This is a genomic window from Aeromicrobium sp. UC242_57, from assembly GCF_044452305.1.
Taxonomy (GTDB): domain Bacteria; phylum Actinomycetota; class Actinomycetes; order Propionibacteriales; family Nocardioidaceae; genus Aeromicrobium.
Genome location: NZ_JBIOAM010000005.1, coordinates 281,137 through 295,339 on the forward strand (window position 1 = coordinate 281,137; position 14,203 = coordinate 295,339).

Sequence of the window (14,203 nt, forward strand, 5' to 3'; positions counted from 1 at the left end):
TCATGGTGCATCAGGTGAACGTCAGCCAGAGCAGCGAGACGTTGAGGGCGATGACGATCGCCGCGACGACGCACGCCGCCACCGTGGTGGGTCGCTGGTTGACGTGATCGCCCATGACGTCCTTGCTCGCGGTCAGGACCACCAACGGGATCAGCGCGAACGGGATGCCGATCGAGAGCACGACCTGCGACACGACCAGGGCCCGGCTGGGTTCTGCGCCGAGACCCAGGATCACGAGCGCCGGGATCAGGGTGACGACCCGGCGCAGCAGGACCGGGAGTCGGACGCCGAGCAGCCCCTGCATGACCTCCGCACCGGCGGCGCTGCCGACCGACGTCGACGCCAGGCCCGAGCCGAGCAGCGCGACCGCGAACAGCAGCGCGACACCGGCACCCAGCTCGGACGTCACGACGGCGTGCACGCCCTCCAAGGTGTCGGTCCCCGGCAGACCGTCGAGACTCGTCGCGGCGACGACCAGCAGCGACAGGTTGAGCATGCCCGCCAAGATCAGCGCCAGCACCACGTCGGTGCGGGTCGCGGCGAGCAGCTGCCGCATCGACTGCCCCTCGCCGCGCGCACCGAGCCGGGTCGTCGTGAGGCTCGAGTGCAGGTAGATGACGTGCGGCATGACCGTGGCCCCGATGATTCCCGAGGCAAGCAGGACGCTCTCGGTGCCCTCGAAGCTCGGCACCAGGCCGCCGGCCAGCGGACCAGCCGCTGGCGGATCGATGAAGAGTCCGGCCATGAACCCCACCGCGATCAGCACCAAGAAGCCCATGATGACGCGCTCGAGCGCGCTCTGGCCACGGACGTCACCGATCTTGAGGATCAGCATCGCGACCGCGGCCGTGATGACCGCGCCGAGCATCAGCGGCAGGTCGAACAGCAGGTAGAGCGCGATCGCGCCACCGACCACCTCGGCCAGGTCGGTGGCGATCGCGATCGCCTCGGCCTGCAGCCAGTACAAGATCCGCGGACCGCGTGGCAGCTTCTCGCCCATGTGGCCGGCCAGTGACTGACCTGTGACCATGCCGAGCTTCGCCGACAGGTACTGCACCAGCACCGCCATCACGTTCGCCATCACGACGACCCAGACCAGCGTGTAGCCGAACTCCGAGCCCGCCGTGACGTTGGTCGCGACATTGCCCGGGTCGACGTACGCGACCGCCGCGATGAAGGCCGGACCGAGCAGTCCGATCCGCGGCAGGCGTTCCTTCACGAGCATGTCCACATCATCTCCTACGACGACTTGGCGTTGACCTCGTAGGAGGTGTTGGTCGACTCGAAGAAGTTGACCAGCTGCAAGGTGTCGTTCGCCGTCGCCATCCACTTGGCCGGGTTGACGGCGTTGTAGTGCGGCTCGAAGCCGAGCTCCTCCAGCCGCCGGTCCGCCAGGTAGCGGACGTACTGGTTGATGTAGTCGGCGTTGAGGCCCAGGATCCCGCCAGGGAGCAGGTCGTGGTTGTACGCCTCTTCCATCTCGACGCCATCGAGGATCATCTGGCGGATCTCGTCGGCGAACTCCGGTGTCGCGACGTCCGGGTTCTCGTCGAGGACCGTGAGGATCAGGTTGATCCCGAACTTCAGGTGCAGGCTCTCGTCCCGCACGATCCAGTCGATCAACGAGCCGAAGTTGCGCAGCAGGTTCCGTTGCCGGAAGCTCAGCGCGACCATGAAGCCGGAGTAGAACCAGATGCCTTCCAGGATCACGTTGTAGGCGACGAGGTTGCGGACGAAGTCCTGCTTGCCCTCGGTCGTGGTGATGTCGAGGGTCTGCTCGAGTCATCCGCTGGATGTAGCGGATCTCGAAGGCCTCCTTCGCGGCCATCGACGGCACCGTCACGTGCGACTCGTAGGCGGCCTCGCGATCGATCGGGAACGTCTCGAGCACGTACTCGAAGCTCATGCAGTGATTGGCCTCCTCCCACATCTGCTTGGCCAGGTAGAGGTGGCACTCGGCGGCGTTGACGTACGGGTAGACCCCGAAGGCGAGCGCCTTGTTGACCAGAAGCTCGTTGGGGTTGAAGTAGCTCATCAGGAACGTCAACGCGTGACGCTCCTCCTCGCTCATCCGCTCGAAGTCGCCGAGATCCTCCCGAGCTGGATCTCGTTGGGGAACCAGGTGTTGGCGACGGCTTGGTCGTACAGGTCCATGGCCCATTGATACGTGACAGGCTTGAGCAAAAGCCCTTCTTGGATCCCAGTCCCAAGAATCCCGGGCCGAGTTGCAATGTCAGTCATGAAAAGTCCTTCTCCAAAGTTCGGTGACGAGGGGGGTTATGGCCCCCTGACGAGGGGGTTACTGCCCGGACGCGGGGCGGCAAGCCGCTCCTCAAGGGGCCACAACCACCTCCTCAGCGGGGCTAGGGGTGGGTCACTGGCAGGAGTCGCACTGCAGGCGCTCTTGCGGGTCGATCGGGCACGCCGCACCGTCGACGACGTCGACCTGCTCCAGCTCGTCCACGTCGGCCGGAACCACCGGCTCGGCCTCGGCCACCGCAGCGGCGACCGCACCGAACCCCCGGGCGGGGGCCGCGGCCTTCGGAGCCGCCGCGCCGAATCCCCGACGCGGGGCACCGCCGGCCGGTGCCACCTGCTCGGCCTTGTTGACCTTGACGGTGCTCTGCTCTGCGGTGTGCCGCGGCATCATGTGCAGGTAGTAGGTCGTCTTGACGCCCATCCGCCACGCGGCGGCGTACAGCTCGACCATCTCGCCGACATCACGGCTTTGCAGGTAGATGTTGCGGCTGATGGCCTGGTCGATCCACTTCTGCGCCCTCGCTGCGACCTGCAGGAAGGCATAGGGCGAGAGCTGGAAGCTCGTGCGGTAGATCTGCTGCAGCCTCGTCGGGGATGCCGTCGACCTTCGACAGGTCACCCTGATGGCGCAGCAGGTCTTCGCGCACCTGCTCCCACAGACCCAGACGCCGCAGGTCCTCGACCAAGTTGCGATTGACCTCGAGGAACTTGCCGAGCTCGTCGCACGGCTGAAGATCTGGCTGAACTGCGGGTCCAGACCCGGTGTGGTGCCGGCGACGAGACCGATCGATGCTGTCGGTGCGATGGCCATCAGCGTCGAGTTGCGGATGCCGGCCGAGACCTTGCCTCGCAGCGACTTCCAGTCCAGGCGGGCGGTCCGATCGACCTCGACTGGGACGCCACGGTCATCCTCCAGCAGGTCGAGCGAGTCGATCGGCACGAGACCTTGGCTCCAGCGCGAGCCCTCGAAGTTGGGGTACGCGCCGCGCTCGCGGGCCAGATCGGCGGAGGCGTCGATCGCATGCCAGCTGACGAACTCCATGATCTCGTCGATCAGCTCGTACGACTCCTTCGACTGGTACCAGTAGCCGAAACGCTCGACGATGTCGGTGAAGCCCATGACGCCGAGGCCGAGAGCCCGGTTGAGCTCATTGGATCGCTCGGACTCCGGCACCGACGAGATCGTGATGTCGATCAGGTTGTCGAGCTGCCGCACTGCCAGGCGCGTCGACTCGGCCAGGCGCTCCCAGTCGACCCGGGCCTGCTGGCGCCGCCCTGTGACGTGCCGCGACAGGTTGATCGACGCCAGGTTGCACACGGCCACGTTCTCGCGGTCCTGCGGCAACGTGATCTCGGTGCACAGGTTGGACAGGTGGATCGTGCCGGTGTTGTGGTTCAACGCCCGGGTGTTGATCGTGTCCTTCCAGGTCAACCACGGGTGCGAGCCGCCTGCAGCGCAGTCAAGATGGCACGGAACTGCTCCCGTGCACGCATCTTCTTGTGACGCAGCTGACCGGCATCGGCCATCGCGGCGTACTCGGCGTAGCGCTGGGAGAAGGCCGCGCCGTACAGCTCGACCAGGTCGCCGACCTCCAGCGGATCGAACAGGTACCAGTCCTGGTCGTCCTGCACGCGCTTCATGAACTCGTCGGAGATCCACACTGCGGTGTTGGCCGTGCGGGTGCGGCGGTACGGATCACCGGAGTTGGCCCGCAGGTCGAGGAACTGGGCGAAGTCCAGGTGCCAGTTCTCCATGTAGAAGCACAGCGCACCGAACTTCTTGCCACCGCGGCTGATGGCTCGCAGGGTCGAGTCGATCGTGTGCATGAACGGGATCGGGCCGGTGGACGTCGTGTTGTTGGAGCGGATCGGCGAGCCCTCGGAGCGCAGCTTGCTGACCGAGAGACCGATGCCGCCGGTGCCCTTCGTCAGCCACATGACGTCGCGGACGCTCTTGGCGATGTGCTCGATGTCGTCCTCCATCTGCATCACGAAGCAGTTGGAGAGCTGACTGTACGAGGTGCCCGCATTGACCAGCGTGGATCCGGCCGCCAGGTACTCCAGGCGCGACATCTTGTCGTAGAACTGGCGCGCTGCTCCGGTGGGATCGGTCTCGTTGAGCGCCAGCCCCATCGCGACGCGCATCCAGAAGAACTGCGGCACCTCCAGAGGCGTGCCGTCTGGCTCGCAGAGCATGTAGCGCGTGCGCATCGTCTGCGCGCCGATGTAGCGGATCAGGTCGTCTCGATCGGGGTCGAGCGCCGCGCCCAGCACCTCGAGATCGAACAGCTCTGCCAGTCGCGCGTCGAGCAGGTTCAGCTCGACTCCGCGCAGGATCGAGGCGACGAACGCCGGTCCGTGGAAGCTGTAGACCTCGTCGCGGGTGACGCCTTCGCCGAAGATCTTCTTGTAGAGCGTCTTGACCAGGAGCCGTGAGGCGATCGTGTCGAAGGCCGGGTCGTCCTTGACGTTCTGCAGCGCGACCTGGATGACGGCCTCGTCGAGCTGCTCGCTCGTGATGCCGTCGAACAGCGTGATCTCCAGCTCGGACTGCAGCTGGGTGACGCGGGCGATCTGGTCGTCGAGACCGACGCTGGCCTCTTCGATCGACCGTGCGATCTCGTAGCCGTCGTACGGAGCCTGGGTGCCGTCGCGCTTGATGACAGTGATGGACATGCAGTTCACCCCTCGTGAACTCGGGTCAGATGCTGCCCACGAGCGCGAGGGGTGAAGGGATGACGGAACAGCGAGACCGATCCCCTGACCTTCCCACGAGGTCGCGGACCCTTGACACCATCGGGGCGTCAAGGCACTGGCAGGTCTTCGGACTCACGGGCCAGGCACATAGGTGCCGCCTACTGTCCGTCGCTTCCCAGGCACCTGAAGATCAGGCAGTTCCCAGTGCTGATGACGGAGGTCGTTCCCACTTACCGCTGCGGGGCAGTCCCGGATTTACACCGGGTTCCCTGTTGCCACGACTCCCCTGGCTGAGGAGGCGAACCAGCTGCGTCGACCACTGTATCTGGTGAATCACATTGATGTAACCCCCACATCTTGTAGGGCGTGTCACGCTGCAGCCTGACGCGCGCGGAACCCTGCAGACACAGCACGGCGCCACCCCCGGGCGTACCTGGGATGGCGCCGCTGGGCGCTGATCTTGATTCAGAGCACTAGTGACTCAGTGCCAAAGCCTCAGGAAGACGAGTAGACGCGGGTCGAACCGCCCGAGCCGCCGCTGCGTCGGCGTCCGCCGCCACCGCCGCGGTTGCCGCCGCCGCCCTGAGGACGTCCGCCGCCATTGCCGCGGAAGCCACCCTGGGGACGCGATCCGCCGGAGCCGCCGCGCTTGGCGCCGCCCCCGCCGCTGCTGCGAGCGCCCTGGCGCACAGCCGAGGCGTGCGGCGCCTCGGTGCCAGCGCCGGACAGCGCCTCGACCGTCATGGGCGAGGGCGCAGTACGCGCGTCGTGATGACGAGCCGTGACACCGGCCTTGTTCTGCAGCTGCATGACGTCGCGCAGCGCATCGGGCGTCGTCATCGTGACCACCGCTCCGGACTCACCGGCACGCGCCGTGCGACCCGAACGGTGCTGGTAGGCCTTGTGCTCGGCGGGAGCGTCGTAGTGCACGACCAGACCGATGCCGTCGACGTGGATGCCGCGCGCGGCTACGTCGGTCGCCACGATGACGCTGGCCCGACCGCTGCTGAAGGCCTCGAGGTTCCGCTCACGGTGCCGCTGCGACAGGTCGCCGTGCATGTCGACGGCTTCGATGCCGTTCTGCGTCAGCTGCTTGGCCAGGCGCATCGCGCCGCGACGCGTCCGGGTGAACACGATGCTGCGAGGGTTGGCGCGCAGCAGGTCGAAGGCAGCCTTCGACTTCTCGGTCGCAGCGCTGACCAGGACGTGGTGCTCCATCGTGTCGACAGCGCTCTCGCCGGAGTCGAGCTCGTGGAGCACGTGCTGCGGCAGGTGGCGCTTGACGAGCTTGTTGACGTCGCCGTCGAGCGTCGCCGACAGCAGCAGTCGCTGGCTGCGCTCGGACGTCTTGCCGAGGATCGCGTCGATCGGCTTGTAGAAGCCGAGATCGCACAGGTGGTCGGCCTCGTCGAGAACCGTGATCTCGATGTCATCGAGAGTCATGCAGCGACGATCGAGCAGATCGGTCAGACGGCCGGGCGTCGCGATGACGATGTCGACGCCGTTCTTCAACGTGTTGATCTGCTTGTTGATCGGCACGCCGCCGTAGACCGTGGTCAGCCGCAGCCCCATCTTCTGGGCGAGCGGCTCCATCGCGGAGCGGACCTGGGTCGCTAGCTCGCGGGTGGGCAGCAGGATCAGGCCGCGAGGAGCCTTGGGTCGGCTGGTGCGACCCGCCAGACGAACCAGCACGGGGATGCCGAAGGACAGCGTCTTGCCGGAGCCGGTGCGGGCACGGCCGAGAACGTTCTTGCCGGCCAGCGCGTCAGGGATGACGGCGAGCTGGACGGGGCTGGGGTTGACGATGTCCTGACGCGCGAGCGTCGAGACGAGCGCTTCAGGAAGCTTGAGGGCGGCGAAGGTAGGGGCAGACGAATTTACGGGGTTGCTCACAGAGCAGTACTCACAGACATTTCGGGATGGTGCCCGAAAGCCAATTCGCGTTGGATCACGCTACTTCGTCGGGCCGGAACAGCGCGGAAAGTGCGCGTTCACGTATTCACATGCTAGCACTCGCCACCCGCAGACGACGATTCGCCTGCGTGTGACGGGCCTCTCAGGCCAGCAAATCGGCGTATTCGGGGTGCTTTTCGACGAATCGCGCGACATACGGGCATTCCGCGACGATCTTCTGCCCACGCGCACGCACGTCGTCGAGCGCACCCGTCACGAGCTGGGAGGCCAGGCCCTGGCCCTCGAACTCGTCGAAGACGACGGTGTGCGGGAACACCACGACGTCGCCATCGGGCTTGGCCTGCGTGAAGCCGGCGAACGTCCCGTCGACGTGGATCTCGTAGCGCTGCTTCTCGGCGTTGTGCACGATCTCGTTGCTCATGCTGGTGGCAACGCTCAGAACAACGTCAGGATTCCCAGCACGAGCACCGCGATGCCGAGCACGAAAGACAGTCCGATGATGACGGCGTGCACGCGGTAGAACGTCGTCGTGCCACCCGCGGCCGTGCGCGAGCGCTCGTCCGCAACGATCCGGCGCCAGAACTGCGGCCAGATCACGACGTTCCAGAGACCCGCGACGAGCAGGAGCAGCGACCACGCAATCGGAAGATCCATGGACGCCATTGTCACGTACCGGCGCTTCCTGTCGGCACGGCACCCACGAGCCGCTCACGCGTGGCCTTCCACGGCTTGTCCCAGCTGACATCCTGCGGTCGAAGCGAGTCGCCGCACGAGGTGCACGTGTCAGCCGATGTCGTCTCCGCGCCACAGGTCTCGTGGATCAGGGCCATGTGGGCTCCCCCTGCAGGCATCGGCGTGTGCTTCTCGGCCCACATCGACACCGCATGCATGATCGGCAGCAGGTCGGCGCCAGCCTCGGTCGCGACATACTCGCTGTGGGTGCGGCGGTCGGCCCGGTAGTCGACCTTGCGCAGCATCCCTTCGTCGACGAGGAGTTTCAGTCGACGGCTGAGGACGGCGTCGGAGATGCCGATGCTGTCGCGGATCTGCTCGAACCGGCTCCGACCGTGCAGGACGTCGCGCATCACGAGCATGATCCACGGGTCGCCGAGCACGTCCAGCCCGCGCCGCATGGGGCAGGCTTCGGACCAGTCGGACCTCAGCGGCATGACACACCTCACTTGCTTCGGGAAAGTCAGTAACAGTATGCTCCACGGAATTGCTTTTCTCAAGAAAGTCAGATGATGGCCCGAGCTCGTCTTCACCCCGCCTGGTGGGTAGCCGTTACGGCATTCGTCGCCCTCCTCGGGGCCGCGGGCTTCCGGGCCGCACCCGGTGCGCTGATGGTGCCGCTGCACGAGGAGTTCGGCTGGTCGACCAGCATCATGTCGCTCGCAGTCAGCATCAACCTGCTGCTGTACGGATTGACCGCCCCGTTCGCCGCTGCCCTCATGGACAAGTTCGGCATCCGCAACGTCACGACCGCAGCTCTCGCGCTCGTGGCCCTCGGCAGCGGGCTCACGGTCTTCATGGCGCAGTCGTTCCAGCTGCTCATCACCTGGGGCGTGCTGATCGGCCTCGGCACGGGCTCCATGGCGATGGTGTTCGCCGCGACGATCGCCAACCGGTGGTTCGTCGAACGACGCGGCCTGGTCGTCGGCATACTCACCGCTGGCAGCGCGACCGGACAGCTGATCTTCCTGCCGATCGTCGCCGCACTGGCCGAGTCGGTCGGCTGGCGGACGGCATCGCTCGTCATCGCGGGCTCGGCTCTTGCGGTCGTCCCCCTGGTCATCAGGTTCATCGGCAACTTTCCCGAGGACCGCGGCCTGGCACCGTACGGCGCGCCCGACGGTTGGGTCGCACCTGTTCGGGAGAGCGGCGGAGCAGCCAGCCGCGCGATCGGCGGCCTTCGCCGAGCGGGTCGAGTGCCGGCCTTCTGGGCGCTGGCGGCAGCGTTCGCGATCTGCGGTGCCACCACCAACGGGCTGGTCGGGATCCACTTCATCCCCTCGGCCCACGATCACGGCATGGACCAGACGACCGCCGCCGGGCTGCTGGCCGTCGTCGGGATCTTCGACATCGTCGGGACGATCGCCTCAGGCTGGCTCACCGACCGGTACGACCCACGCATCTTGCTGGCCGGCTACTACGCGTTCAGGGGAGTAGGCCTGGTGCTGCTGCCGACCCTGTTGTCGGCAACCGTGCACCCCAGCATGATCGCGTTCATCGTGATCTACGGACTCGACTGGGTCGCGACAGTTCCGCCGACCGTCGCGCTGTGCCGCGAGATCTTCGGAGAGGAAGGCACGATCGTCTTCGGCTGGGTCTTCGCCGCCCACCAGATCGGCGCCGCGGCAGCCGCCCTCGTCGCGGGAGTCATCCGCGACCAGACCGGCAGCTACTCGCTGGCGTGGCTCGGCGGGGCAGGGCTGTGCGCGATCGCGGCAATCTTGTCGTGGGCGGTCGGCTCATCGGCGAGACGTGCCACGAAGCTGACGGCAGACACTGCGCTTCGGCCCTGATTCACGGTGAGATGACGAGCCGGGTGATGACGCCGTCGTCGAACTCGAAGGCGAAGCGCAAGGCGACCGGACTGCCAGGGAAGTCACCAGCGATGTCGGCCGTCGCCACTAGCCGACCGTCGACCTCCGACACGTCGGTGCGGGTGTAGGTCACCGGCGGCACCTCGGCCCGCCACGACCTGATCGCCTCGATGCCGACATAGGTATGACCGTCGTCGAGCGCGATCGCGTCGTCGGCGAACAGCGCGAAATAGGCCTCGCGATCATGGGACGGGGCCAGCGCGAAGTAGCGGTCGACCAGCTCGATGCTCATGAGCCAAGAATGCCCGTCCCCACTGACAGTTCGCAGCGACCGCGGGGGACCGGCAGTTGTCCACAGTGATGATGGTGGGGCCGCATAGTTCGGCAGAATGGTGCGGAAGTCCTCGGGCGTCTGACCCTGTTGTCCACTGGCTTCGTGTCTTTGACCTGATCCGTCGGCGTCTGGGGGCGCACGCACCGGCCGGACGGAGCGTGACCTGATAGGAGCTTGGCCGCGCCTCGTCACTGTGCTGTCCGCCCGACCGGCGGTGTGTGCCGTCCTATCGGTACGAGAGAACGGATCACTTCCAATGTTAGAGACGCAATCGGTCCAGCACGAGATCACCGGCGGGGTCGATACCCATGCCGACACCCACACCGCGGCAGCGCTAGATGAACGAGGAAGGCTGCTGGGACACGGCGACATTCCCCACGACCCGGGCCGGCTACACGCACCTGCTGGCCTGGCTGGCCAACCATGGCCAGATCGCCATGGTCGGTATCGAAGGCACCGGTTCCTACGGTGCCGCACTGGCACGGTTTCTACGGACCCACGGCATCAACCTGGTCAGGTTGACCGCCCCGATCGTCGTGCCCGCCGCAAACACGGCAAATCTGACCCCGCCGACGCGATCGCCGCAGCCCGCGCAGTCCAGTCCGGTGTCGCAACCGGGACACCAAAGACCCGCGACGGCATCGTCGAGGCGATCCGCGCACTACGGGTAGCACGACGCGGCGCGCTCAAAGCACATACCGCCGCAGTCAACACGCTGCACCAGATGGTCATCACCGCCCCGGGGCTCGAGCGGGGAAAGCTGACCTCGATGCGCAGCAAAATGCTGGTAGAAACCTGTGCGCGGTTACGCCCGACAACAGACCTACACGACCCACACCAAGCCCTCAAGTTGGCGCTGCGTCGACTGGCCAAACGTTGCCAATATCTGGCCGACGAAATCGACGATGCCGACACTGACCTCAAGACACTGATCACGCTGGCCGCGCCCCGACTACTCGAACAGATCGGAGTTGGCCCTGAAGTCGCCGGCCAGCTCCTGGTCAGCGCTGGTGACAACCCCGACCGGCTCAAGTCCGAAGCCTCATTCGCCGCGCTCTGTGGGGTCTCACCACTGCCCGCCTCCTCAGGCCGCACCGACCGCCACCGCCTCAACCGCGGGGGAGACCGGGCCGCCAACTGCGCGCTCTACACCGTGACCATGGTCCGCATGCGCTATGACGAGCGCACCCGCGCCTACGTCCAACGACGCACCACGCAGGGATTGACCAAACCCGAAATCATGCGCTGCCTCAAACGCTACATAGCCCGCGGAGCTCCTCCCCGTCATCCGCGAAGCACTCGCCCAGCCCGCCCCGCATCAGCAGGACCAGGACCAACCAACCCCGATCGCCGCTTGACGATCTATAGGAGCATCAGGACCGCTCGATCCCGTTGCCTTCCCCTCGAAGCACCGCCTAGATTTGCAGAGGACTCAGACCCGAGCTCGGCAACCTGTGAGAGAGATCGATGGACCAACAGACATGGACGACCCTCGCGGGGCTTGCCGGGTTCGGACTGGCTCTCATCGCTTTCCTCACGGCCATGAAGCGTGACCTCAAGGCCGACATCGGCGGTCTGAGAGCCGAGCTCAAGACCGAGATTGCCGACACCAAGGCCGAGCTCAAGACCGAGATCGCGGACACCAAGGCCGAGCTCAAGCGCGAGATCGCCGACACCAAGGCCGAGCTGAAGGCCGATATCGGCAGAGTCGAGACCCGGCTGATCTCGTTGGAGAACCGAACCTACGACATCTCGACCCGGTTGCCGGCTGCTCCCTCAGCGTCCTGACCTGGATTCAGCCCGCGGCTCAGACTGAGGTCAGCGCCTTGACCGCCGAGGTGAAGAAGCCCAGACCGTCGGTGCCCGGACCGGTGAGGTCCTCGACCGCGTGCTCAGGATGCGGCATCAGACCGACGACGTTGCCACGCTCGTTCGTGATGCCGGCGATGTCGCGCAGCGAGCCGTTCGGGTTGACGCCAACGTAGCGGAAGACGATCTGGCCTTCACCCTCGAGCCGGTCGAGCGTCGCTTCGTCGGCGACGAAACCACCCTCGCCGTTCTTGAGCGGAATCGTGATCTGCTGACCGGTCGTGTAGTCCGACGTCCAGGACGTCTCAGCGTTCTCGACCTGCAGGACCTGGTCGCGGCAGATGAACGTGCGGTGGTCGTTGCGGATCAGCGCACCGGGCAGCAGGTGCGACTCGCACAGGATCTGGAAGCCGTTGCAGATGCCCAGCACCGGCATGCCGCCGTTGGCCGCTGCGATGACTTCGGTCATGACCGGGGCGAAGCGGGCGATCGCGCCACAGCGCAGGTAGTCGCCGTAGGAGAAGCCGCCTGGCAGGATGACCGCGTCGACGCCTTTGAGGTCGTGGTCGCCGTGCCACAGTGCGACAGCCTCACCACCGGCCAGACGGACGGCGCGCTGCGCGTCGGTGTCGTCGAGCGAACCGGGGAAGGTGACGACCCCGATCTTCATGCGTCGACCCGGACGACGAAGTCTTCGATCACGGGGTTCGACAGCAAGGTCTCGGCCAGCTGGTGGATCTCTGCGAGGGTCGACTCGTCGGCCTCGGCGACCTCGAGCTCGAAGCGCTTGCCCTGCCGCACATCGGTCACGGCGTTGAAGCCAAGACGCGGGAGCGCGCCGTGAACGGCCTTGCCCTGCGGGTCGAGGATCTCGGGCTTGGGCATGACATCAACGATGACGCGGGGCATACCCGAATCCTACTGGACCCCCAGCCACCCCCCGCTACCCGACCATGCGCGTGCGGAGCACGCGAGCCGGGCAGCGGCGGAGCCGCGGAGGAGCGCGGCCCGGGTACTAGGAGAGCTCGCGCTTCGAGGATCTTGCCGGTCGAGGTCATGGGCAGCTCGTCGAGGAACTCGACGACGCGCGGGTACTTGTACGCCGCGAACTGCTCCTTGCCCCACGCGACCAGATCGGCCTCGGAGACGTCGTCGCTGTCGGGCGCCTTGACCACGACTGCCTTGATCTCCTCGCCGTGCTGGTCGTTCGGCACGCCGATGACTGCGACCAACGACACCGCCGGGTGCTCCATCAGCACCTCTTCGAGCTCTCGGGGGTACACGTTGTAGCCACCGCGGATGATCATGTCCTTGGAGCGGTCGACGATGAAGTAGAAGCCGTCGGCGTCCTTCTTGGCCAGATCGCCCGAGCGGAACCAGCCGTCGCGGATCGCCTCGGCCGTCGCGGCAGGTCGGTCGTAGTAGCCCTTCATGACGTTGTGGCCCTTGATCGCGATCTCGCCGACCGCGTCGGGGTCGTCGGCGACGTCTGACCAGTCGTCGTTGATGAGCTTCATCTCGACGCCGGGGATCGGCTTGCCGATCGAGCCGACCCGCGGCTCCTGCCCGAACACCGAGAAGGACGCAACAGGGGACGTCTCGGACAGGCCGTAGCCCTCGAGGATCGTGACGCCGAACCGCTCCTTGATCTGCTTGTGGATCTCACCGGGCAGCGCTGCACCACCGGCGACGGCGACCCGCAGGTTCGCCGCAAGAGTCTCGACGTCGACTGCCTCCCCGTCAGGTGCTGTGTCGAGAGCTGCCAGCAGCCCCCAGTACATCGTGGGCACGCCGGCGAAGAACGTCACCTTGTTGGCCAGCATCAGGTCGAGGGCCGCCTTCGCCTCGAACCGCGGCAGCATCACGACGGTGCCGCCGAAGGCGATCGAACCGTTCTGGATCACCGTCTGACCGAACGAGTGGAACAGCGGCAGGACGCACAGGTAGGTGTCGGGGTTGGACGCATCGGCACCGAACAGCTCGGCACCGGCCAGGGCGTTGTCGCGCATGTTGCGGTGACGCAGCTCGGCGCCCTTGGGCTGACCGGTCGTGCCGGACGTGTAGAGGATCACGGCGGTGTCGTCGTCATCGCGCTCGACCATCTCGAACGTCGGCGGCTGCTCGGCGACGAGCGGTGCGAAGTACTCCGGCGGCGACAGCGGCGCCGGCCACTTGGCGTCCATGCGGATCAGGAAGAACTCGTCGCAGGTGTCGGTGGCCTGGAAGCCCTCCCAGGCGTTCTCGCCGATCGGCAGATCGGGTGTGCCCTCGAAGGCGAAGTAGGCCTTCGCATCTGAATCGGCGAGGTGATAGGCGACCTCACGCGGACGCAGCAGCACGTTGAGCGGCACGACCGTCGCGCCGGCCTTGAGGATCCCGTAGTAGATGATCGTGAAGTACGGCAGGTTGGGCGACGACAGCGCCACCTTGTCGCCGGGCTTGATGCCGCGCGAGACCAACAGGTTCGCCACCTGGTTGGCGGCGCCGTTGACCTGGGCGTACGACAGACGAGTGTCTCCGAACACGATCGCCGTGCGATCGGCGTACTCGGCAGCAGACTTCTCCAGCAGGGCGGCAAGATTGGCCACGACGACTCCTTGAATGTGACGGGAGTCCCACACTACTGGGCGGTAACCAGCAGGTG

Annotated in this window: 15 protein-coding genes, 1 pseudogene and 1 riboswitch; of the genes and pseudogenes, 4 read left to right on the top strand and 12 right to left on the bottom strand. The window is 66.2% G+C overall.

The genetic code is table 11. The annotated features are described in order from the left end of the window. Nucleotides 1-10: 10 nt before the first annotated feature. From ACHMWU_RS23215 to ACHMWU_RS23250, 8 genes and pseudogenes are all read right to left on the bottom strand, one after another. Entirely contained in the window at nucleotides 11-1,225 is a 1,215-nt protein-coding gene (locus tag ACHMWU_RS23215; RefSeq protein WP_396049186.1) for an Nramp family divalent metal transporter, read from the bottom strand. 14 nt (nucleotides 1,226-1,239) lie between these two features. Continuing rightward, a pseudogene (locus tag ACHMWU_RS23220) lies at nucleotides 1,240-2,241 on the bottom strand (ribonucleotide-diphosphate reductase subunit beta). Between the two features lie 133 nt (nucleotides 2,242-2,374). Beyond that, on the bottom strand, nucleotides 2,375-3,691 hold the full coding sequence (locus tag ACHMWU_RS23225) for a hypothetical protein (RefSeq protein WP_396047570.1): 1,317 nt from the start codon (nucleotides 3,689-3,691) through the stop codon (nucleotides 2,375-2,377). Continuing rightward, nucleotides 3,688-4,935: a ribonucleotide reductase N-terminal alpha domain-containing protein gene (locus ACHMWU_RS23230; protein WP_396047572.1), complete on the bottom strand. Its 1,248-nt coding sequence runs from the start codon at nucleotides 4,933-4,935 to the stop codon at nucleotides 3,688-3,690. Before ACHMWU_RS23230 ends, ACHMWU_RS23225 begins: the two co-directional genes overlap by 4 nt. A gap of 120 nt (nucleotides 4,936-5,055) precedes the next feature. Continuing rightward, nucleotides 5,056-5,279, bottom strand: a riboswitch (cobalamin riboswitch). A gap of 172 nt (nucleotides 5,280-5,451) precedes the next feature. Continuing rightward, nucleotides 5,452-6,849 carry a DEAD/DEAH box helicase gene (locus ACHMWU_RS23235; protein WP_396047574.1) on the bottom strand — a complete coding sequence of 466 codons (1,398 nt, stop codon included), beginning with the start codon at nucleotides 6,847-6,849 and terminating at the stop codon, nucleotides 5,452-5,454. A 163-nt stretch (nucleotides 6,850-7,012) separates the two neighbouring features. Beyond that, entirely contained in the window at nucleotides 7,013-7,291 is a 279-nt protein-coding gene (locus tag ACHMWU_RS23240; protein WP_396047576.1) for a GNAT family N-acetyltransferase, read from the bottom strand. 14 nt (nucleotides 7,292-7,305) lie between these two features. Continuing rightward, nucleotides 7,306-7,524, bottom strand: a complete 219-nt coding sequence (locus ACHMWU_RS23245; RefSeq protein ID WP_396047578.1) for an SCO4848 family membrane protein — start codon at nucleotides 7,522-7,524, stop codon at nucleotides 7,306-7,308. Nucleotides 7,525-7,535: 11 nt separating this feature from the next. After that, a complete protein-coding gene (locus ACHMWU_RS23250) occupies nucleotides 7,536-8,003 on the bottom strand; it encodes a winged helix-turn-helix transcriptional regulator (protein ID WP_396047580.1) in 468 nt (155 codons plus the stop codon). Between the two features lie 108 nt (nucleotides 8,004-8,111). Here ACHMWU_RS23250 and ACHMWU_RS23255 point away from each other — a divergent pair, with 108 nt between their 5' ends. Continuing rightward, nucleotides 8,112-9,395: an MFS transporter gene (locus tag ACHMWU_RS23255; RefSeq protein ID WP_396047582.1), complete on the top strand. Its 1,284-nt coding sequence runs from the start codon at nucleotides 8,112-8,114 to the stop codon at nucleotides 9,393-9,395. Between the two features lies 1 nt (nucleotide 9,396). On the opposite strand, the gene ACHMWU_RS23260 is transcribed toward ACHMWU_RS23255, so the two are convergent. Beyond that, the gene (locus ACHMWU_RS23260; protein WP_396047584.1) at nucleotides 9,397-9,708 is read right to left on the bottom strand and encodes a nuclear transport factor 2 family protein; all 312 of its coding nucleotides are present in this window, start codon (nucleotides 9,706-9,708) and stop codon (nucleotides 9,397-9,399) included. 380 nt (nucleotides 9,709-10,088) lie between these two features. Here ACHMWU_RS23260 and ACHMWU_RS23265 point away from each other — a divergent pair, with 380 nt between their 5' ends. From ACHMWU_RS23265 to ACHMWU_RS23275, 3 genes are all read left to right on the top strand, one after another. After that, a complete protein-coding gene (locus ACHMWU_RS23265) occupies nucleotides 10,089-10,421 on the top strand; it encodes a hypothetical protein (RefSeq protein ID WP_396043399.1) in 333 nt (110 codons plus the stop codon). Between the two features lie 110 nt (nucleotides 10,422-10,531). Then, a complete protein-coding gene (locus ACHMWU_RS23270; protein ID WP_396049187.1) occupies nucleotides 10,532-11,296 on the top strand; it encodes a transposase in 765 nt (254 codons plus the stop codon). Next, the gene (locus ACHMWU_RS23275; RefSeq protein WP_396049303.1) at nucleotides 11,218-11,538 is read left to right on the top strand and encodes a hypothetical protein; all 321 of its coding nucleotides are present in this window, start codon (nucleotides 11,218-11,220) and stop codon (nucleotides 11,536-11,538) included. Before ACHMWU_RS23270 ends, ACHMWU_RS23275 begins: the two co-directional genes overlap by 79 nt. A 19-nt stretch (nucleotides 11,539-11,557) precedes the next feature. Here the strand turns inward: ACHMWU_RS23275 and purQ are convergent, their stop codons facing one another. Genes purQ through ACHMWU_RS23290 form a run of 3 tightly spaced genes read right to left on the bottom strand, consistent with a single transcriptional unit; the run spans nucleotide 11,558 to nucleotide 14,147 of the window. After that, complete coding sequence (gene purQ, locus ACHMWU_RS23280; protein ID WP_396047586.1) at nucleotides 11,558-12,229, bottom strand: phosphoribosylformylglycinamidine synthase subunit PurQ; 672 nt, start codon at nucleotides 12,227-12,229, stop codon at nucleotides 11,558-11,560. Continuing rightward, the gene (purS, locus tag ACHMWU_RS23285; protein WP_396047588.1) at nucleotides 12,226-12,468 is read right to left on the bottom strand and encodes a phosphoribosylformylglycinamidine synthase subunit PurS; all 243 of its coding nucleotides are present in this window, start codon (nucleotides 12,466-12,468) and stop codon (nucleotides 12,226-12,228) included. Before purS ends, purQ begins: the two co-directional genes overlap by 4 nt. Further along, nucleotides 12,366-14,147, bottom strand: a complete 1,782-nt coding sequence (locus ACHMWU_RS23290) for a long-chain fatty acid--CoA ligase (protein WP_396047590.1) — start codon at nucleotides 14,145-14,147, stop codon at nucleotides 12,366-12,368. The genes purS and ACHMWU_RS23290 overlap by 103 nt, the downstream gene beginning before the upstream one ends. Nucleotides 14,148-14,203 lie beyond the last annotated feature (56 nt).